General features: G+C 67.3%; 20 protein-coding genes and 1 pseudogene. 7 read left to right on the forward strand and 14 right to left on the reverse strand.

What is annotated here, in order from left to right:
- The 7 genes from BMG07_RS44295 to BMG07_RS26445 form a co-directional block, all read right to left on the reverse strand.
- Positions 1–2,444, reverse strand: a 2,444-nt coding sequence (locus tag BMG07_RS44295; RefSeq protein WP_198087032.1) for an Hpt domain-containing protein, incomplete at its 3' end; no start/stop codon positions are given.
- 34 nt (positions 2,445–2,478) lie between these two features.
- Entirely contained in the window at positions 2,479–4,653 is a 2,175-nt protein-coding gene (locus BMG07_RS26425) for a methyl-accepting chemotaxis protein (RefSeq protein WP_198087033.1), read from the reverse strand.
- The gene (locus BMG07_RS42815; RefSeq protein WP_269759398.1) at positions 4,650–4,781 is read right to left on the reverse strand and encodes a hypothetical protein; all 132 of its coding nucleotides are present in this window, start codon (positions 4,779–4,781) and stop codon (positions 4,650–4,652) included. Before BMG07_RS42815 ends, BMG07_RS26425 begins: the two co-directional genes overlap by 4 nt.
- 42 nt (positions 4,782–4,823) lie before the next feature.
- Positions 4,824–5,360 carry a chemotaxis protein CheW gene (locus tag BMG07_RS26430; protein WP_198087034.1) on the reverse strand — a complete coding sequence of 179 codons (537 nt, stop codon included), beginning with the start codon at positions 5,358–5,360 and terminating at the stop codon, positions 4,824–4,826.
- Between the two features lie 19 nt (positions 5,361–5,379).
- Positions 5,380–5,745 carry a response regulator transcription factor gene (locus tag BMG07_RS26435; protein WP_081271090.1) on the reverse strand — a complete coding sequence of 122 codons (366 nt, stop codon included), beginning with the start codon at positions 5,743–5,745 and terminating at the stop codon, positions 5,380–5,382.
- Positions 5,745–6,143: a PleD family two-component system response regulator gene (locus BMG07_RS26440; protein ID WP_021012487.1), complete on the reverse strand. Its 399-nt coding sequence runs from the start codon at positions 6,141–6,143 to the stop codon at positions 5,745–5,747. The genes BMG07_RS26435 and BMG07_RS26440 overlap by 1 nt, the downstream gene beginning before the upstream one ends.
- A gap of 84 nt (positions 6,144–6,227) precedes the next feature.
- Positions 6,228–6,398, reverse strand: coding sequence for a rubredoxin (locus tag BMG07_RS26445; RefSeq protein ID WP_007838397.1), 171 nt, complete (start codon positions 6,396–6,398; stop codon positions 6,228–6,230).
- Positions 6,399–6,509: 111 nt separating this feature from the next.
- Here BMG07_RS26445 and BMG07_RS26450 point away from each other — a divergent pair.
- From BMG07_RS26450 to BMG07_RS26460, 3 genes and pseudogenes are all read left to right on the forward strand, one after another.
- Positions 6,510–7,471: pseudogene (locus tag BMG07_RS26450) on the forward strand (hydroxymethylpyrimidine/phosphomethylpyrimidine kinase).
- Between the two features lie 45 nt (positions 7,472–7,516).
- Positions 7,517–8,797: a glutamate-1-semialdehyde 2,1-aminomutase gene (gene hemL / locus BMG07_RS26455; RefSeq protein WP_198087035.1), complete on the forward strand. Its 1,281-nt coding sequence runs from the start codon at positions 7,517–7,519 to the stop codon at positions 8,795–8,797.
- Between the two features lie 183 nt (positions 8,798–8,980).
- Positions 8,981–9,466 (forward strand): hypothetical protein, encoded by a 486-nt coding sequence (locus BMG07_RS26460; RefSeq protein WP_198087036.1) that lies wholly within the window; start codon positions 8,981–8,983, stop codon positions 9,464–9,466.
- A 107-nt stretch (positions 9,467–9,573) separates the two neighbouring features.
- On the opposite strand, the gene purH is transcribed toward BMG07_RS26460, so the two are convergent.
- The 3 genes from purH to dusB are packed head-to-tail and all read right to left on the reverse strand — an operon-like array spanning position 9,574 to position 12,512.
- Positions 9,574–11,181, reverse strand: coding sequence for a bifunctional phosphoribosylaminoimidazolecarboxamide formyltransferase/IMP cyclohydrolase (gene purH / locus BMG07_RS26465; RefSeq protein WP_198087037.1), 1,608 nt, complete (start codon positions 11,179–11,181; stop codon positions 9,574–9,576).
- A gap of 15 nt (positions 11,182–11,196) precedes the next feature.
- A complete protein-coding gene (locus BMG07_RS26470; RefSeq protein WP_007838304.1) occupies positions 11,197–11,433 on the reverse strand; it encodes a Fis family transcriptional regulator in 237 nt (78 codons plus the stop codon).
- Between the two features lie 17 nt (positions 11,434–11,450).
- Positions 11,451–12,512, reverse strand: a complete 1,062-nt coding sequence (gene dusB / locus BMG07_RS26475; RefSeq protein ID WP_198087038.1) for a tRNA dihydrouridine synthase DusB — start codon at positions 12,510–12,512, stop codon at positions 11,451–11,453.
- A gap of 172 nt (positions 12,513–12,684) precedes the next feature.
- On the opposite strand from dusB, the gene BMG07_RS26480 reads away from it, so the two are divergent.
- Positions 12,685–13,149: a YqaA family protein gene (locus tag BMG07_RS26480; RefSeq protein WP_198087039.1), complete on the forward strand. Its 465-nt coding sequence runs from the start codon at positions 12,685–12,687 to the stop codon at positions 13,147–13,149.
- 4 nt (positions 13,150–13,153) lie between these two features.
- On the opposite strand, the gene BMG07_RS26485 is transcribed toward BMG07_RS26480, so the two are convergent.
- From BMG07_RS26485 to ychF, 4 genes are read right to left on the reverse strand one after another with little or no spacing between them, the layout of a single operon-like run.
- Positions 13,154–13,828 carry a glutathione S-transferase gene (locus BMG07_RS26485; protein WP_198087040.1) on the reverse strand — a complete coding sequence of 225 codons (675 nt, stop codon included), beginning with the start codon at positions 13,826–13,828 and terminating at the stop codon, positions 13,154–13,156.
- 55 nt (positions 13,829–13,883) lie between these two features.
- On the reverse strand, positions 13,884–14,069 hold the full coding sequence (locus BMG07_RS26490) for a hypothetical protein (protein ID WP_198087041.1): 186 nt from the start codon (positions 14,067–14,069) through the stop codon (positions 13,884–13,886).
- A complete protein-coding gene (locus BMG07_RS26495) occupies positions 14,066–14,587 on the reverse strand; it encodes a zeta toxin family protein (protein WP_198087042.1) in 522 nt (173 codons plus the stop codon). Before BMG07_RS26495 ends, BMG07_RS26490 begins: the two co-directional genes overlap by 4 nt.
- Before the next feature lie 22 nt (positions 14,588–14,609).
- Positions 14,610–15,701 (reverse strand): redox-regulated ATPase YchF, encoded by a 1,092-nt coding sequence (ychF, locus tag BMG07_RS26500; protein WP_198087043.1) that lies wholly within the window; start codon positions 15,699–15,701, stop codon positions 14,610–14,612.
- A 207-nt stretch (positions 15,702–15,908) separates the two neighbouring features.
- On the opposite strand from ychF, the gene BMG07_RS26505 reads away from it, so the two are divergent.
- The 3 genes from BMG07_RS26505 (at position 15,909) to BMG07_RS26515 (ending at position 19,588) form a co-directional block, all read left to right on the forward strand.
- Positions 15,909–16,862, forward strand: a complete 954-nt coding sequence (locus BMG07_RS26505) for a sugar ABC transporter substrate-binding protein (protein ID WP_198087044.1) — start codon at positions 15,909–15,911, stop codon at positions 16,860–16,862.
- A gap of 120 nt (positions 16,863–16,982) precedes the next feature.
- On the forward strand, positions 16,983–18,602 hold the full coding sequence (locus BMG07_RS26510; protein WP_198087045.1) for a sugar ABC transporter ATP-binding protein: 1,620 nt from the start codon (positions 16,983–16,985) through the stop codon (positions 18,600–18,602).
- On the forward strand, positions 18,599–19,588 hold the full coding sequence (locus BMG07_RS26515) for an ABC transporter permease (RefSeq protein ID WP_198087046.1): 990 nt from the start codon (positions 18,599–18,601) through the stop codon (positions 19,586–19,588). The genes BMG07_RS26510 and BMG07_RS26515 overlap by 4 nt, the downstream gene beginning before the upstream one ends.
- The last annotated feature ends 22 nt before the right edge of the window (positions 19,589–19,610 follow it).

The raw sequence follows: 19,610 nt of genomic DNA on the forward strand, positions 1-19,610 counted from the left end.
GTTGCCGGCGGTTCGGCGGCGATGTGGCGCGCAGCGACCGCGAGGGCCTCGGCATCGGCCACGCGCACCGGCGGGGGCACGGGCTCGCCGGCCAGCAGCGCGTTGGCCACGCGGCTGAACGAGGCGGCTTTCCATCCGTGCGGCTGGCCCGCGGCAATGGCTTCGACCCACTCGCTGAATTCGTGCAGCGTTCTTTCGGTGCCGGCCAGCAGTTCGGGCGTGGCGGCGCGCTGGTCGGCCAGCCAGGTGTTGAGCACCTGCTCGAGCGACCAGGCGGCGTCGCCGAAGTCGGTGAGGCCGACCATGCGCGAGCTGCCCTTGAGCGTGTGGAAGGCGCGGCGCAGGATCGTGAGTTCTTCGGTGTCGTCCGGGTAGCTGCCGAGCTCGGCGATGGCGGCCAGGCCGTTCTGCACCACTTCGCGGGCTTCGTCCAGGAAGATGTTTTGCAGGTCGTCTTCTTCGAGCTCGGTGACTTCGGTGTCGGGCAGTGCCGACGGACCCGAGATCTTGTTCGTCCAGCTGTCGGCCTTGTTGCTGAATTCCTCGATCGGCGAGACCTTGGCCTTGCGGTTGGGCGTGGCGAGCGCGGCGAGCTTCGAGGCGATCTGCGCGTCGACTTCCTCGATGCTCAGCACGGCTTCGGCCGCCGGGGCCGGGCCGGCGGCGGAACCGTCTTCGGGCACGCTGTCGGTGGCCTGGCGGCCCATCAGCGGCTTGAGTTCGCCGGCTTCGGCGTCGAACACGAACAGGCGCTTGGCCAGCGCGGGCTGGTAGCCCAGCATGTCGATCAGGAAGCCGAGCGCGCCCAGGTTGTTGCCCAGCGCGTCGAAGCCGGCCATTTCCTCGGCCGGCGAGGTGCTGACGAGCATGGCCTCGACGTCGTCGCGCATGCGCTGCACGGTGAGCGCGGCCTGGTCCAGGCCGAGCACGGAGAACACGCCGCGCATCTGCATCAGCTGCGTGGGCACGGTGCGCAGCAGGCCCTTTTCGGCCGGCCGGCGGAAGTACTGGTCGAGCGACTTCTCGAGTTCGCTCAGGTGGCTGCGCAGCTCGTCGACCACGGTGCCCATGGTCTGGCGGTCGCTCACGCGGCGGTAGAGGTCTTCCATCCACGGCTCGAGCGGCTCGGAATGGCCGCCGCCCTGCACGCGTTCGATGCGGCCGGCCAGCTGCAGCGTGCGGGCCGTGAGTTGCGGGTCGCTCGGGTCGAGGTCTTCGAGCGCGGCTTCCAGGTAGAGCACCGAGGTGGCGACTTCCATCGCCAGTTCGGTGTCGGGCGGCTGGCCGGAGCGCAGCGAGGCCTCGACCGCGTGGGTCAGCGCCTGCACCATCGGCAGGCTCGGCGGATGCAGCTTCTGCAGCGACTCGCCGAGCTGCGCGAAGGTGTCGGCCACCTGGCGCGTGCGGGTGACGTCGCCGCCCGAGAGCGCCGACCACATTTCCTTGGCGGTCTCGATGCGCTTGCGGGCCTGCGAGAGCACCAGCGGATCGAAGCGGCCGAACTGCTCGACCGTGTAGTCGACGCGCGGCTCGTTGGCGATGCCCCAGGCGCTGCGCACGGTGCGCAGCGTGGACGCCTCGTCGCGCGCGGTGGGCACGGCCTGCGCGCAGAAGAACAGCAGGTCTTGCCCGAGGCGGTCGGACACCAGGCTGTCGCCGCGCGCCAGCGTGGCGTATTGCAGCAGCACGCGCGAGGCGGCGCGCTTGACGTACGAGTCGGCCGGAACCAGGCCCAGCGCCAGTGCCTCGAAGAAGCCGGCGGCCAGCGTCCAGAAACTGGAAACGCGGGGCAGCAACGCGCCGCGTCCGAGCCCCAGGCACAGCGCATGCAGCCGCCGCGCGGCCTGCGTGTCGCCGGTCTTGACCAGCTGCAGCACCTCGCGGTCCAGGCGCGAGCGCACGGACGGGTCGTAGGCCACGGCGGCCTGCGTCAGCGCGGGCTTGATCTCGACCCAGCGCCACGTGGCGCCCCACAGGTCGGCGGGATGCACGCGCTCGTTGCCGACCAGCTCCAGCACGTCGCGGTATTGGGGGAACAACGCCACCGACGACACGGGCTTGCCGGCCAGCAGGGCGTTGAGGAAGTCGGTGACGGCGAAGCCGGCACGCTCGATTTTCTGCACGGCGGCATCGGTGCAGCGCTGCGGCTCGGCAATGAAGCCCTGCACCGCGAACTCGATGGCGCCGAGCACCAGCGCGGGCGACGAATGCCCCACCATCTGCAGCGCGCCGACGGCCTGGTGCAGTTGCTGGCGGGCCATTTGCAGCGGGCCGCTCTCGGGCTCCGAGGCCGCGCCCACGTCGCGCACGAAGCGCCGCAACGACTTGCCGACACCGTCGAGGGATTTCTGGATTTCTCCCAGCACCCAGGCCAACGGCCCGAGGTCTTCGGTGGCCGGCACAGTGCCGGCGAGGGGGGCCGTGGCAGGGGTTTGAATCGACACGTTGGGTGCTCGCCGTTCTTATCTATCTTGTGGGTCAGGCAATCTTGAAACGGGCGACAGAGCGGCGCAGTTCTTCGGCCATCTGCGACAGTTCGCGCACCTGCTGGGCCGTGGTGCGCGTGCCTTCGCCGGTCTGTTCCGTCACGGCAAAAATGTGCTGGATGTTCGCGGCCACCACGTTGGCCGAATCGGCTTCGCGGGAGGCCGATTGCGAAATCTGCTCGATGAGGTCTGCAAGGCGGCGCGACACGCGGTCGATCTCGGACAGCGCGGTACCCGCGTTGTCGGACAGCTTGGCCCCTTCGACCACACCCTGCGTGGAACGCTCCATGGCGCCCACCGCGTCTTGGGTGTCGGTCTGAATCGCCTTCACCAGCGCAGAAATCTGGCGCGTGGCGTCCGCGGAGCGTTCGGCCAGTCGCTGAACTTCTTCCGCCACCACCGAGAAGCCCCGGCCGGCTTCACCGGCGGACGCGGCCTGGATGGCGGCATTCAGCGCCAGCACGTTGGTCTGCTCGGTAATGTCCGAGATCAGCTCGGTGATTTCGCCAATTTCTTGCGACGACTCGCCCAGGCGCTTGATCCGCTTGGAGGTTTCCTGGATCTGGTCGCGGATGGAGTTCATACCGCCGATGGCGTTCTGCACGGCTTGCAGGCCCGACGATGCGGCTTGCAGCGACTGGCGCGCCACCGTGGCGGACTCCTGCGCTTGCGAGGACACGCCGTTGATTCGCTCGGCCATGGTCAGCACCGACTGGCCGGTTTCGCGAATTTCGCGCAGCTGTTCGGTCGAGGCGGCCAGCAGCTCGGTCGAGGTGCTTTCCACCTGCGACGTCGTCTGTGCCACGCGGGTGGCCGTGTTCTGCACGTTGCCCACCAGCAAACGCAGTTCTTCCACCGTGTAGTTCACCGAGTCGGCGATGGCGCCGGTGATGTCCTCGGTCACGGTCGCTTCCTGCGTCAGGTCGCCTTCGGCCACTGTCTGCAGTTCGTTCATCAGCCGAAGAATGGCGGCCTGGTTGGCGTTGTTCACGCGGCCGGCTTCTTCGGAAGCCTGCTCGGCGGCCAGACGCTCGCGTTCGGCGACGACGGCGCGTTCGCGGCCTTCGCGCACCTGCACGAAACCGATGGCGCCGGCCAGTGCCAGGGCGGCCAGCGACAGCACGAACAGCAGCACGATGGTGCCGGCGCCCAGGCCGGTACGGGCCGAGAGCTTGTCCTGCAGGTCGCCCAGCGACTTACGCAGCGGCTCGCTGTCGGTCAGGATGGACGCCTGCGCTTCGCGCGCCGCCACCAGGCCCTGCAGGTTGCCCAGAATGGCCGAAGCCTGCGTGCGCATCTGCTCGTAGGTCTTCAGGATGGCCTCGAGCTGCTGGCGCGTCTGCGGGTCTTTCGAGCCGGGGAAGCGCTGCTGGGCGTTGCCGTCGAGCAGGCCGCGCGTGGTTTCCTGGAAGGTGTTCAAGTCCTTGCCGAGCAGGAACACGGCGTCGGGGTTCACGCCCTCGACCGTGAAGAACTCGTTGGTCGACTTGCCGATGCGCTGCGTCAGCATCACGAGCTGGCCGGCGGCCGAGATCTCGGGCAGCGTGGCGTTCTGCTGCATCTTCAGCGACGCGACGGTTTCCGTCATTTCGAGCAGCGTGGACGACTGCTGGTTGATGTCGCGCAAGGCGGCGCCCACCTGCGTCAGGATCTGGCGCTGGGCCAGCACGGCCTTGGCGCTGGTGTCGGCGCGGGTGACCAGGGGATTGATCTTGTTCATCTCCTCGTCGTACTGGTTGCCGACGCGCTCCAGGCGCAGCGCGTCGTCGCCGTTGGTCAGGCCCGCCACGCGGCGCGAGAGGTCGTCGGCGCTGTCCTTCACTTCGACGAACGCCGAGGCGCTGCCCACGAGGGCCTGCGAGATCGACTTGGCAAGACGCTGCGACTGCATCAGCGACTGGCCGGTGGCCGCCACCTGCTGCGCCAGGCGTTCCGCGCGAAGAATGGCGGAGCCGGCCACCAGCAGCAGCAACAGCACCACGACCGCCAGCAGGATCGCCAGCACGCGCTGCTGCCGGGCGGGGTTGGCACCCGCGCGGCCACCGGTACTGTCGGGCGCGGCTTCGAGCGCGGCGGCGCCGGGCTCGTTGGCGGCGTCGCCGCCGCCGGGCAGTTGCTCGATGTCGCCGAAGCTGGTGTCGGCGCTGCCCTTCTTGGCGAGCCTCACGGTTTTTCGTCCGGGACCTGGACCGTATCGACATCGTCGATCGATATCGAACCGGAGCCGTCGACGCGGGCCTTGTCGTTCCCGTTGGTGGGGATTAATTTCTTGAACTTGTCGGCGATCGAGCTCACGGTCGGTCCTTCAGGTGGTTGCCGGTACGGGGTGCCGGGGCACTACGCACCAATACTCAAAAACTGGGGTTGCTGCGAAAGCGCCTGCAGGTTGACTTCCTGCCAGCGCTCCCCTGCCGCGTCGGTGTACAGATGCCCGTGCCAGGCAGGTGCTTCTGCGCCCGGAGGCTCGGAGGCCGTGAAGGCTTCCGCGCCCCGCAACCCCGCCAGTCGATCGACCAGCAATGCGCAGTTGACTTCGAGCAGCTCGTTGAAGGCAACGAGCCGCGACTGGATGCGCGCCGCCTCGGAGGCGGCTTGCGGTGCGCCCGCGCCGCCGGCGGCGAAGGCCGACAGCTGCACCACGCCGTAAAGGCCACCCCGCAGGTTGGCCACGCCGAGGAACCACGGCGCCGTGTAGGGCACGGGCTGCGGCGGCGTCCAGGGAAAGATTTCGCCGGCATGCCCCAGCGGAAAGAGGAACTTGCCCTCGCCCGCCTCGACCGCCAGCCACGTCGCGGCCACGCCGGTGGTGCGAGCGGCCTGCAGGCGGCTCGCCAGCCGGGACTGGAAGGCTCTCAGAGCATCGCGATTCGCCATGGACTCGGCAGGCTTTCGCTCAGTTCAGCGCGCTGATCTTGGACATCAGGTCGGCCGCGTTGACCGGCTTGACGATGTAGTCGCGAGCGCCCTGGCGCATGCCCCAGACGCGGTCGGTTTCCTGGTTCTTGCTGGTGCACAGGATGATCGGGATGGCCGCGTACTTCGGGTCGCGTGCGATGGCGCGCGTGAGCTGGAAGCCGTTCTGGCCGGGCATCACGACGTCCATCAGGATCAGGTCGGGGTGCTCTTCTTCCAGGCGGCGCATGGCGTCGTCCGCGTTCTCGGCGGTCTTGACGGCAAAGCCGTTCTTCTGGAGGAGGTCGGTGAGGAAGACGAGCTCCGTCTTGGAGTCGTCGACGACGAGGATTTTTCGAATGGGCATTACTGCACTTCCTGTTGAACGATGCCAAACTGCTGCACGGCCTGCAGCAGCTGGTCTTTGGTGAAAGGCTTGGTCAGGTAGTCCTGGGAGCCGACCATGCGGCCGCGCGCCTTGTCGAATACACCGTCTTTCGAAGACAGCATGACGACGGGTACATTGGAGAAATGAGCGTTGCGCTTGATGATGGCGCAGGTCTGGTAGCCGTCGAGCCGCGGCATCAGGATGTCGCAGAAAATCAGATGCGGCTTGTGGTCGTTAACCTTGGAGAGCGCATCGAACCCGTCTTCCGCCAGAAGAACCTCGTGCCCGCCCTGCTTCAGAAAAATCTCGGCACTGCGCCGGATGGTGTTGCTGTCGTCGATGACAAGCACCTTGTAACCTGATCCATTCGGGCCCATTGCAAACGCTCCTGCTCATGAGACTTGGAAGCCCGCCGCGCCGAACACCGACGCAGACCGCGTAGCTCTATCTATGCCATGCTTTCAGATTTCCACCATTTCGAAGTCTTCCTTGCGCGCACCGCACTCAGGACAGGTCCAGTTCATCGGCACATCGGCCCAGGCCGTGCCTGCCGCGATGCCGTCCTCTGGTACACCAACCGCTTCGTCATAGATCCACCCACAAATCAGGCACATCCAAGTTTTCGTATTCATCGGAGCTTAAAGTCCTTGTTCATTAAATGCAACGAGTGTATCTATGCGTATCTCACTGGCGGACCGTAAACGTCGCGCCTATGCCACCATCCAGGGGATCCAGCCCGGCGTATGACCATCTACTTACTTCCAGCAGATAACGCCCGCAAACCGGGCGATCTTAACGACCCCTCGCAGGCCGGGGACGAGGTGGCCGAGCGCGACCTGAATCCGCCCTGCGTGCTGGTCTTCAACGCCAGCGACCCCAGCGGCGCGGGCGGCCTGGGCGCGGACGCGCTGGCCATGGCCTCGGTGGGGGCGCACGTGCTGCCCGTCGTCACTGGCGCCTACGCCCGGGACACGGCCGAGATTTTCGACCACTTCGCCTTCGACGAAGAGGCCATCGCCGAGCAGGCGCGCTCGATCCTCGAGGACGTCGAGGTGCAGCTGATCAAGGTCGGTTTCGTCGGCACGCCCGACGCCCTGAGCACCATCGCCGAGACCGCCGCCGACTACCCCGAGGTGCCCGTGGTGGCCTACATGCCCAACCTGTCGTGGTGGGACGAAAACCTCATCGAGCCCTATCTGGACGCCTTCCGCGAACTGGTTTTGCCCCAGACCACGGTGTTGGTAGGAAACCACAGCACGCTGTGGCGCTGGCTGCTGCCGGACTGGAACGGAGAGCGGCCACCCACTGCGCGCGACATCGCCAAGGCGCCGGCGAGTTCGGCGTGCCCTACACGCTGGTGACCGGCCTGGTGCTGCCCGACCAGTTCATCGACAACGTGCTGGCCTCGCCGCAGTCGGTGCTCGCCAGCGAGAAGTACGAGCGGCTCGAGGCCGTCTTCGCCGGAGCCGGCGACACCCTGTCGGCCGCGCTGGCCGCCCTGCTGGCCAGCGGCACCGACCTGGTGGCCGCCACCTCCGAAGCGCTGGCCTACATGGACCGCTGCCTCGACGCGGGCTTTCGCCCCGGCATGGGCCACGTGCTGCCCGACCGCCTGTTCTGGGCCGAACCCGAAGACGACGAAGACGATGAAGATCCCGACGCCCCGCAGGACTTCGCCCTGCCTCCCCACGACACCCGCCATTGACCGACAGACCGATTGACCGACAGACCGATTGACCGACCCGACCCGATGACCGACCGCAACGACACCCTCTTCGAACGCGCCCGCGCCGTGATCCCCGGCGGCGTCAACTCGCCCGTGCGCGCCTTCAAGGCCGTGGGCGGCACGCCGCGCTTCATCCAGCGCGCGCAAGGCGCCTACTTCTGGGACGCCAACGACAAGCGCTACATCGACTACATCGGCTCCTGGGGCCCGATGATCCTGGGCCACGGCCACCCCGCCGTGGTCGAGGCGGTGCAGAAGGCGGTGCTCGAAGGCTTCTCGTACGGCGCGCCGACCGAGCGCGAGATCGAGCTGGCCGAGGCCATCCTCGCGCTGGTGCCGTCGATGGAAATGGTGCGCCTCGTGAGTTCGGGCACCGAAGCCGCCATGAGCGCGCTGCGCCTGGCGCGCGGCGCCACCGGCCGCAAGAGCATCATCAAGTTCGAGGGCTGCTACCACGGCCATGCCGACGCGCTGCTGGTCAAGGCCGGCTCGGGCCTGGCCACCTTCGGCAACCCCACCTCCGCCGGCGTGCCGCCCGAGGTGGTGCAGCACACCATCGTGCTCGAGTACAACAACCTGCAGCAGCTCGAAGAAGCCTTCGCGCTGCACGGCCACGACATCGCCTGCCTGATGATCGAGGCCATTGCCGGCAACATGAACTTCGTGCGCGCCACCCCCGAGTTCGCCAGGCGCTGCCGCGAGCTGTGCACGCAGCACGGCGCGCTCTTGGTGTTCGACGAAGTGATGACGGGCTTTCGCGTGGGCCTGCACGGCGCGCAGGGCGTGCTGGGCATCAAGCCCGACCTCACGGTGCTGGGCAAGGTCATCGGCGGCGGCATGCCGCTGGCGGCCTTCGGCGGCCCGCGCGCCATCATGGAACAGCTCGCGCCGCTGGGCCCGGTCTACCAGGCCGGCACGCTGTCGGGCAACCCGGTGGCCACGGCCTGCGGCTTGGCCACGCTGAAGGAAATCGCCAAGCCCGGCTTCTACGAGGCGCTCGGCCAGAAGACGCGCTCGCTGGTCGACGGCCTGAAGGCCGCGGCCGCCGCCGAGGGCCAGCCCTTCAACGCCGACAGCGAAGGCGGCATGTTCGGCTTCTTCCTCATGAAGGACCTGCCGCAGAACTACGCGACCGTGATGACCACCGACAACGCGCAGTTCAACGCACTGTTCCACGGCCTGCTCGACCGCGGCGTCTACATCGCGCCGGCGCTTTACGAAGCGGGCTTCGTGAGCGCGGCCCACACCGACGACGACATCGCCGCCACCGTCGAGGCCGCGCGGGACATCTTCAGGAAGCGCTGACGGGCCGCCTGGGCCGGCCACGCAACACCACGCGCGGTGTCACGAATTTCGAGACAGCGCCGTGTATATTGCCCCGGCACTCGACGAAGCCAACGAACTTCGCGGGCGCGGCACCAGGGAATCAAGAAGAAGCGGCCGCCACCGAAGCGGACCGCCAGACAGATATCGAGGACGCTCCAGCCCATGACCCCCTTGCGCACGCTGCCGGTGTTGGCGGCCCTTCTGGCCGTTGCTGTTCCGGGCCTCTCGCTGGCACAGTCCTTCGAGCCGAAGAACATCTGGGTCAACCCCGGCTTCTACTCGGCGCACTTCGACAGCGGCAAGGGCCTGGAAAACGTCAACCAGGGCCTGGGCTTCGAGTACCCGCTGAGCGACACCTACCGCATCACGGCGGGCACCTTCCACAACAGCGACCGCAAGCAGTCGAACTACCTCGGGCTGTATGTACTGCCCTTCGAGTTCTACGGCGTGAAGTTCGGCGCGGTGGTCGGCGGCTTCGACGGCTACCCCAACTACCGCAACGGCAACTGGTTCCCGGCCATCATTCCGACGGCCGCCATCGAAGGCAAGAACTGGGGCCTGAACATCGCCTACGTGCCGACCATCAAGAACCGGCTGTACGGCGCCCTCACCTTCCAGGTGAAGTACCGGTTCGGCAACCACGAGTAGACAGTCAGCGCCAGAAACACCGCGGAACCGGCTTTGCCGGGCCGCAGGTGTTGCCCCCTCGAGGGGGAAGGAGAAGCGACACGCAGTGCGCGAAGCCTGGGGTGGGCTCAATGCCGGAAGTGGCGAACGCCTGACAGCACCATGACCACGCCGCGCTCGTCGGCGGCGTCGATCACTTCCTGGTCGCGCATCGAGCCGCCCGGCTGGATGACGCAGCTCGCGCCCGCGTTCACCACCACATCCAGGCCGTCACGGAACGGGAAGAAGGCGTCACTGGCCACGGCCGTGTCCTTCAGCGACAGGCCGGCGTGCTCGGCCTTGATGCTGGCGATGCGCGCCGAGTCGAGGCGGCTCATCTGGCCCGCGCCCACGCCCATCGTCATGCCGTTGGCGCAGAACACGATCGCGTTGCTCTTCACGTACTTCGCGACCTTCCATGCGAACAGCAGGTCTTGCAGTTGCTGCGGCGTGGGTTGCTTCTTGCTGACCACCTTGAGGTCGTTGATCGACAGCTCGTGGTTGTCGGCTGTCTGGATCAGCAGGCCCGAGCCGACGCGCTTGACGTCCATGGCGTTGCGGCCGTTGTCCCAGTCGGTCGTGCCGCCCTTGGGCAGCGCGATTTCGAGCACGCGCACGTTGAGCTTGGCCTTGGTGGCCTGGAACACTTCGAGCGCCTCGGGCGTGTAGCCCGGCGCCATCAGCACTTCGACGAACTGCTTGGCGATCTCTTGCGCGGTGGCGCCGTCGACCGGGCGGTTGAAGGCGATGATGCCGCCGAAGGCCGAGGTCGGGTCGGTCTTGAAGGCCTTCGAATAGGCCTCGGCCGCGTCCTTGCCGACGGCCACGCCGCAGGGGTTGGCGTGCTTCACGATCACGCACGCGGGCACGTCGAAGCTCTTCACGCATTCCCACGCGGCATCGGCGTCGGCAATGTTGTTGTAGCTCAGCTCCTTGCCTTGCAGCTGCCTGGCCGACACGAGCGAGCCGGGCGCCGGGTACAGGTCGCGGTAGAACGCGGCCTGCTGGTGCGGGTTCTCGCCGTAGCGCAGGTCCTGCACCTTCACGAAACGGCCGTTGCTTTGCGCCGGGAACAGCGAGCGCGTGGGCGCCGGTTGGCCGATGCTGGCGTCGAAGTCGATGGCCGAGAGGTAGTCGCTGATCGCGCCGTCGTAGTCGGCGATGCGGTTGAACGCGGCCACCGAGAACGCGAACTTGGTCTTGTCGCTGAGCTTGCCGCCGGCCTTCAGTTCGGCCAGCGCCACGGCGTACTGCGATGCGTCGGTGAGCACGCCCACGTCCTTCCAGTTCTTGGCCGCGCTGCGCACCATGGCCGGACCGCCGATGTCGATGTTCTCGATGGCGTCTTCCAGCGTGCAGCCGGGCTTGGCCACGGTGGCTTCGAACGGATAGAGGTTCACGATCAGCAGGTCGATGGTGTCGATGCCGTGTTCCTTGATGGCCGCCACGTGCGCGGGCACGTCGCGGCGCGCCAGCAGGCCGCCATGGATCTTCGGGTGCAGCGTCTTCACGCGGCCGTCGAGCATTTCAGGAAAGCCGGTGTGGTCGGCGACCTCGGTCACGGGCAGGCCGGCGTCGGCCAGCAGCTTGGCGGTGCCGCCGGTGGACAGCAGCTTGATGCCCAGCGCGTGCAGCGCCTGGGCGAATTCGAGAATGCCGGTCTTGTCGGATACGGAAATGAGTGCAGTCTGAGCCATGGATATGCCGTGGAGTTATTTCAAAAGTTTGTGCTCGACCAGCTTCTTGCGAAGGGTGTTGCGATTCAGGCCCAACCATTGCGCGGCCTTCGACTGGTTGCCCTCGGCGCGCGTCATGACGACATCGAGCAAGGGTTTTTCGACCACGCGCACGAGCATCTCGTACATGCCGTCGGGTTCGGTGCCGCGCAGATCGCGAAAGTAGCTGTCCAGACTGGTGCGCACGCAGTCCTCGATGTGTTTCTTGCTCATTGCTTCTTCTTTTCCTCTCAATCGACGGCGCAAGCCGCCTCCTCTTCACCCGACGGATCCCCGTCCGCCAGGTGCTGTACGGGCATGCGGTCCATGTGGTCCGCGAGCCCGTCGAAATAGTCTCCGACCGCGCGCAGCTGCTCGCCGCAGTCCTCGATGGTGTTCATCCGGCCGCGGAATTCTTCGCCGCCGGGCAAGGTGCGCACGTACCAGCCGATGTGCTTGCGCGCCGTGCGCACACCGCTGTAGTCGCCGTACAGCGCATAGTGCTCCACGAGGTGGTCCAGCAGCAAGCGGCGCACCTCCGCCACCAGCGGCGGCGCGCGGTGCGTGCCGGTTTCCAGGAAGTGCGCGATCTCGCGAAAGATCCACGGCCGGCCCTGCGCGGCGCGGCCGATCATCACGGCGTCGGCGCCGGTGACGGCGAGCACGTCGCGCGCCTTCTCGGGCGAGCGGATGTCACCGTTGGCCACCACCGGCACGCGCACCGCGGCCTTCACGGCGGCGATGGTGTCGTACTCGGCGTGCCCCTTGTAGCCCTGCTCGCGCGTGCGGCCGTGCACGGTGAGCATCTGCACGCCGGCCGATTCGAAGTCGCGCGCCAGCTTCACGGCGTTGCGGTGGTCGTGGCTCCAGCCGGTGCGCATCTTCAGCGTGACCGGCACGTTGAAGGGCTGCGCGGCATCGACCACGGCCTGCACGATTTCGAGCGCCAGCGGCTCGTCGCGCATCAGCGCCGAGCCGGCCCACTTGTTGCAGACCTTCTTGGCCGGGCAACCCATGTTGATGTCGATGATCTGCGCGCCGCGCTCGATGTTGTAGACCGTGGCCTCGGCCATCATGTCGGCGTCGGTGCCGGCGATCTGCACCGCGATGGGGCCCGGCTCGCCGTCGTGGTTGGCGCGGCGCGAGGTCTTGAGCGTGCCCCACAGCTCCTTGCGCGACGTGACCATCTCGCTGACCGCGTAGCCCGCGCCCAGTTCGCGGCACAGCATGCGGAAGGGCCGGTCCGTCACGCCGGCCATGGGCGCGACGAACAGGCGGTTTTCCAGCGTGTGGGTGCCGATCTGCAAGGTCATTTGGAAGGGAGCGGTGCGCGTTCGGCTGCTGAAAAATGAGGCACGATTGTAGCCACGTGGCATTTCAGCGACTGAAACGATTTGCGCCCGGGTACCCGTGTAAACACCGGTGCGCTCCGGGGCCTTCTCCCACGCGAATGCGACGCGGGCGCTGCCTATACTGCCCGTCCCTATGCAAGCCTGGCTCGATTCCCTCATGGCGCTGCTGGCGCTGCCGCAGTACGGTCTGTCGACCTTGTTCGTCGCGGCCTTCGTCTCGGCGACCCTTGTGCCGGTGGGCTCCGAGCCCTTTCTGTTCGGCCTGCTCAAGCTCAACCCCGACATGTTCTGGCCGGCCATCGCGGTGGCGACGGTGGGCAACACGCTGGGCGGCGCGGTCGACTGGTGGATGGGCTACGGCGCGCACAAGGTGGCCGACAAATACTCGCACTCGAAACACCATGTGCGAGTTCTGGGCTGGCTCGAGAAGCTCGGCCCGAAGGCCTGCCTGCTGAGCTGGTTGCCGCTGGTGGGCGACCCGCTGTGCGCCGTGGCCGGCTGGCTCAAGCTGCCGTTCTGGCCGTGCGTGGCCTACATGGCGATCGGCAAATTCCTGCGCTACATCACCATGACGGTGGCGCTGCTGCAGGTGTTCTGACCGATCAGCTCAGCAGGCCGTAGGGGCCGCCGCGCTCCAGGGCGCGCTTGTAGGCCGGGCGCGCGTGGATGCGCTCCAGGTAGGCCATGAGCTTCGGGCGCTTCGCGTCGAGCCCGCCGCGCGCCTGCGCGGCTTCCACCGGAAAGCTCATCTGGATGTCCGCGCCCGTGAACGCGTCGCCCGCGAACCACTCGCTCTTGCCGAGTTCGGATTCCATGAAGTTCAGGTGGCTCACGATGTTCGGATGGATGAACGCCGACTTCGTCTTGCTCGCGATGGCCTTGGCGATCGGCTTGGCGAAGAACGGCATCTTCGTCGTCTCGATGCGGTCGAACACCAGCTTGAGCAGCAACGGCGACATCGCCGAGCCTTCGGCGAAGTGCAGCCAGTAGCGATAGCGCACCGCATCCGGCGTGCCCGGCGCGGGCGCGAGGCGGCCGTTGCCGAAGCGCTCGATGAGTGTCTCCACGATCGCCCCCGACTCCGCGAGCGTGAGCCCGTCATCCGTCGTTACCACCGGTGACTTGCCCAGCGGATGAACGGCCCGCAGCGAAGCGGGCGCCAACATGGTTTGCGGATCGCGCTGGTAGTGAACGATCTCGTAGGGCAGTTCGAGCTCTTCGAGCAGCCAGAGCACGCGCTGCGAGCGCGAGTTGTTGAGGTGGTGGACGGTGAGCATGGGGGGCGGGCCTTTGGAGGAATCGGGGCGGCGCGCAGTCTACCCAACCGGGCGCCTACTTCACGCCGGCCCTGCGCAATTCCTCGGCCGTGATGCGCACCGGTTTCTGGTCGCGCTGGATCACGATGGCCGTGTCCGTGCGCACCGCCGCCTCGCGCGCCGCACGCGCGGCGCGGCGCATGGCAACCACGGAGGCCGCCAGATCCTTGTCCTTTGCCTGCGCCAATTGATCACTGGTCATGGTGCTTCACCCCATTCGATGAGAGCCGGCTCTTCGCCGGCGTTGTCATACAGCGCCCAGGCATCTACCGCTGTGCGGTAACGGTCCTTGAAATTCAGCCGGCCCGCCTCGAAGCGGCGGCGAATCACGTCTTCGGGAATGTGGTGCCCACCTTGCCTGACCCGCTCCGCGACGCGGGCAATCGCCAATTCTGCCGTCGGCAGCGCCAGGAAGAAAAGCTTCACGTGGTAGCCCGATGCACGCCACGCGCGGACATGGCGCAGATAGCCGAGCCCGGACAGCGTCGTCTCGAAGCCGAAGCTCTCCCGGCGGCCGACACAGGCGGCAATTTCTTCCAGCATCAATCTGCCGGCCTTGATCGCCTCGGCCTCCGGCGCAAAAGGCGACAGGCCAGCGGCGATCAGATCGGCATTGATGAAGCGCGGGCACTGCGCTTCTTGAGGAAGAAAAGCGCGGGCAAAGGTGGTCTTTCCCGCGCCGTTCGGCCCCGCAATGATGACGATCTTGGGATGACTCATCGGCGGGGCGCTTGCGCGGGGCTCAGGAACTGAACAGGAAGTTCATCACGTCGCCATCCTTCACGACGTATTCCTTGCCTTCCGAACGCATCTTCCCCGCGTCCTTCGCGCCCTGCTCGCCCTTGTAGGCGATGTAGTCCTCGAACGCGATGGTCTGGGCGCGGATGTAGCCCTTCTCGAAGTCGCCGTGGATCACGCCGGCCGCTTGCGGGCCGGTGTCGCCGATGTGGATGGTCCAGGCGCGCACTTCCTTCACGCCGGCGGTGAAGTACGTCTGCAGGCCCAGCAGCTTGAAGGCCGCGCGGATCAGGCGGTTCAGGCCCGGCTCTTCCTGGCCGATCTCGGCGAGGAACATCTTCTTGTCTTCGTCGTCCATCTCGGCCAGGTCGGCTTCGATCTTGGCGCAGATGGCGACCACGGGCGCGCCCTGCTTGGCGGCGTATTCGCGCAGGCGGTCGAGGTAGGGGTTGTTCTCGAAGCCGTCTTCGGCCACGTTGCCCACGAACATCGCGGGCTTGGCGGTGATGAGCGTGAAGCTCTTCACCAGCGGCTGCTCTTCCTTCGTGAACTCGAGCGCGCGCACCGGCGTGTTCTCGTTCAGCGCGGCCTGGCAGCGCTCGAGCAGGCCGACCAGCTTCTGCGCGTCCTTGTCGCCCGAGCGGGCGACCTTGGTGTGGCGGTGCAGCGCCTTCTCGACCGTGGCCAGGTCGGCCAGGCAGAGTTCGGTCTGGATCACTTCGATGTCGGAGATCGGGTCGACCTTGCCGGCCACGTGGATCACGTTCTCGTCGTCGAAGCAGCGCACCACGTTGACGGTGGCGTCGGTCTCGCGGATGTGCGCCAGGAACTTGTTGCCCAGGCCTTCACCGGTGCTGGCACCGGCCACCAGGCCGGCGATGTCGACGAACTCGACGATGGCGGGCACGATGCGCTCGGGCTTGACGATCTCGCTCAGTTGCGCGAGCCGCGGATCGGGCACTTCCACCACGCCCACATTGGGCTCGATGGTGCAGAAGGGATAGTTTTCCGCCGCGATGCCGGCCTTGGTCAACGCATTGAAAAGGGTGGATTTACCGACGTTGGGCAGGCCGACGATGCCGCATTGCAAACTCATTGGGGGTCCTCTTGGGTAACCGCCGATTTTAGGCGACCATGGCCGCGCGCCCTTCCGGCAGGTCTTCGGGCCCGCATCGGCCGGCCCTGAAACTCAGGGTTAGTCCCGACTGGCAAACGTTTGCGCAAACGTTTGCCTCAGCTAATATCGGACACCCGGCACAGACCGGCGTACCGCTCTGATCAACCACCTCAGGAGACATTCACCATGAAGTTCACCCGCCGTACCCTGCAAAGCGCTGCCGCCCTGACGCTGCTGGGCGCCATCGCCGCCACGCCCGCCTTCGCCCAGGACAAGCCGAAGGTCGCGCTGGTCATGAAGTCGCTGGCCAACGAGTTCTTCCGCACCATGGAAGACGGTGCCAAGGCGCACCAGAAGGCCAACGCCTCGCAGTACACGCTGGTTGCCAACGGCATCAAGGACGAGACCGACACGTCCGCACAGATCAAGATGGTCGAGCAGATGATGGCGCAGAAGATCAATGCGCTGGTCATCGCGCCGGCCGATTCGAAGGCGCTGGTGCCGGTCATCAAGGCCGCCATCGACAAGGGCATCCTGGTGGTCAACATCGACAACCAGCTCGACGCCGCCGCGCTCAAGGAAAAGGGCATCCAGGTGCCCTTCGTCGGCCCCGACAACCGCGCCGGCGCCAAGCTGGTGGGCGACGCGCTGGCCAAGGACCTGAAGTCGGGCGACAAGGTCGGCATCATCGAAGGCGTGTCGACCACCTTCAATGCGCAGCAGCGCACCCTGGGCTACCAGGACGCCATGAAGGCCGCCGGCATCACGGTGGTGGGCGTGCAGTCCGGCCAGTGGGAAATCGACAAGGGCAACACGGTGGCCGCCGGCATGCTGCGCGAGCACCCCGACCTGAAGGCCCTGCTGGCCGGCAACGACAGCATGGCACTGGGTGCAGTGGCCGCCGTCAAGGCCGCGGGCAAGACCGGCAAGGTGCTGGTGGTGGGCTACGACAACATCGGCGCCATCAAGCCGATGCTGGCCGACGGCCGCGTGCTGGCCACGGCCGACCAGTTCGCCGCCAAGCAGGCGGTGTTCGGCATCGAGACCGCGCTGAAGGCCATCGCCGACAAGAAGAAGCAGGCGGACATGCCCGCCGAAGTGAAGACCGACGTGGTGCTGGTCACCAAGTCGTCCAAATAAATGTTGCTCGCCCCCAGGCTTTGCGCACTTCGTGTCGCTTCGCCCTCCCCCGCCCGGGGGCAGCACCCACGGCCCGGAAAAGCCGGTTCCGTGGTGTTTCTGGAATGAGGTTGCCGATCGATGGCTGATAACAATCGCAGTGCCCCCGTGCTCTCCCTGAGCGGCATGGGCAAGGACTATGCGGCGCCGGTGCTGGACGACGTCTCGCTCGTGCTCAACGCCGGCGAGGTGCTGGCCCTCACGGGCGAGAACGGCGCCGGCAAGAGCACGCTGTCGAAAATGGTCTGCGGCCTGGTGCAGCCCACGCGCGGCCAGATGCTGCTGGGTGGCCAGCCCTTTGCGCCCGGCTCGCGCCGCGACGCCGAGCGGCTGGGCGTGCGCATGGTCATGCAGGAGCTGGGCCTCGTCACCACGCTTTCGGTGGCCGAGAACCTGCTGCTCGACCGCCTGCCCAACAAGACCGGCTGGATCCGCAAGGCCAGGCTGCACGAGCTGGCCGCGCGCCAGCTCGCGAAGATCGGCATGCAGAACATCGACCCGGCCACGCCCGTGGCGCGGCTGGGCATCGGCCAGCAGCAGATGGTCGAGATCGCGCGCAACCTGCAGGACGACACGCGCGTGCTGGTGCTCGACGAGCCCACCGCCATGCTCACGCCGCGCGAAACCTCGCACCTGTTCGAGCAGATCGACCTGCTGAAGGCGCGCGGCGTGGCCATCGTCTACGTGTCGCACCGCCTTGAAGAATTGCAGCGCATCGCCGACCGCGTGGCCGTGCTGCGCGACGGCCGGCTGGTCGACGTGCGCCCCATGGCCGGCGTGCGCGAATCCGAACTCGTGCAGCGCATGGTCGGCCGTGAAGTGCACGAGCACGAAGGCCGCGCCCGCCGCGTTGCCGGCCCCGTGCTGCTGAGCGCGCGCGGCATCGGCCGGGCGCAGGTCGTGCGCGACGTCGACATCGACCTGCGCGCGGGCGAAGTCATGGGCCTGGCCGGCCTGGTCGGCTCGGGCCGGACCGAGCTGGTGCGGCTGCTGTTCGGTGCCGACCGCGCGGACCGCGGCGACATCACCCTCCATGAAAACGGCCAGCCCACGGTGCATGCGCGCAAGGGCTGGCGTTCGCCGATGCAGGCCATTCGCGCCGGCATCGGCCTCGTGACCGAAGACCGCAAGTCGCAGGGCCTGTTGCTGACGCAATCGATCCGCGTCAACGCCACGCTGAGCGACCTCGGCGCCATTTCTCACGCCGGCTGGCTGCAGCGCGCCAAGGAGCGCGGCATTGCGCAGAAGCTGGTGGAGCTGCTGCGCATCCGCTCGCGCAGCATCGAACAACCGGTGTCCACGCTGAGCGGCGGCAACCAGCAGAAAGTGGTGTTCGCGCGCTGGCTGCACCGTGAATGCAAGGTGCTGCTGCTCGACGAGCCCACGCGCGGCGTGGACGTGGGCGCGCGCGCCGACCTGTACGCCGAGCTCGACCGCATGACCGACGCCGGCAAGGCGCTCCTGATGGTGTCGAGCGACCTGCGCGAACTGATGGCCATGTGCGACCGCATCGGCGTGATGAGCGCCGGGCGGCTGGTCGCGGTGTTCGAGCGCGGCGAATGGACCGAGCAATCGCTGCTGGCCGCCGCCTTCAGCGACGCCACCGGACGCGCCGCCACCACAGTTCCCTCCACGGCCCCCGCGGCCGTGGCCTCCATCGCCGCCCCCGATTCGACCCCGGTCACCGCCGACACACCATGAACGCTGCCGCCACTCCGACCCCCACCGCTTCGCCGTCCGCGCTCAAGGGCCAGCTCGGCACCTACCTGGGCCTCACGGTCGTGCTCGTGGGCATGATCGCGCTGTTCGGTTCGCTCAGCGAATACTTCCTGACGCGCGAGACCTTCATCTCGATCGCCAACGAAATCCCCGCGCTGGCCGTGATGGCCGTCGGCATGACCTTCGTGCTGATCATCGCGGGCATCGACCTGTCGGTCGGCTCGGTGCTGGCGCTCAGCGCGGCCGTCACGGCGGCTGCCATCCTCGAATGGAAGCTGTCGGTACCGCTGGCCGCGATGCTGGGGCTGGCCACGGGGCTGGTCTGCGGCACCGTCACCGGCGCGGTGTCGGTGGCCTGGCGGCTGCCGAGCTTCATCGTCTCGCTGGGCATGCTCGAGGCGGTGCGCGGCGGTGCGTACCTCGTCACCGATTCGCGCACGCAGTACGTGGGCGACGCCATCTCGGGCCTTGCGGCGCCGTGGATCGGCGGCATCTCGGCGGCCTTCGTGCTGGCGGTGGTGCTGGTGGTCATCGGGCAGATGGTGCTCACGCGAACGGTGTTCGGCCGCCACGTGGTGGGCATCGGCACCAACGAGGAAGCCATGCGCCTGGCGGGCGTCGACCCGCGCCCCATCCGCATCATCGTGTTCGCCGTCACCGGCCTGCTGGCCGGCCTTGCGGGGCTGATGCAGTCGGCGCGGCTCGAAGCGGCCGACCCGAATGCCGGCGTCGGCATCGAGCTGCAGGTGATCGCAGCCGTGGTCATCGGCGGCACCAGCCTCATGGGCGGGCGCGGCTCGGTCATCAACACCTTCTTCGGCGTGCTGATCATCGCGGTGCTCGAGGCCGGGCTGGCGCAGGTGGGCGCGAGCGAGCCGAGCAAACGCATCATCACCGGCGCGGTGATCGTGGTGGCGGTCATCATCGACACCCTGCGCCAGCGCCGGGCCGACCGCCGCCTGGCCTGACGACCGCATACCGCCTCACCAG

The sequence above is a fragment of the Variovorax sp. E3 genome, from assembly GCF_016082275.1.
In the GTDB taxonomy this organism is placed as follows: domain Bacteria; phylum Pseudomonadota; class Gammaproteobacteria; order Burkholderiales; family Burkholderiaceae_C; genus Variovorax.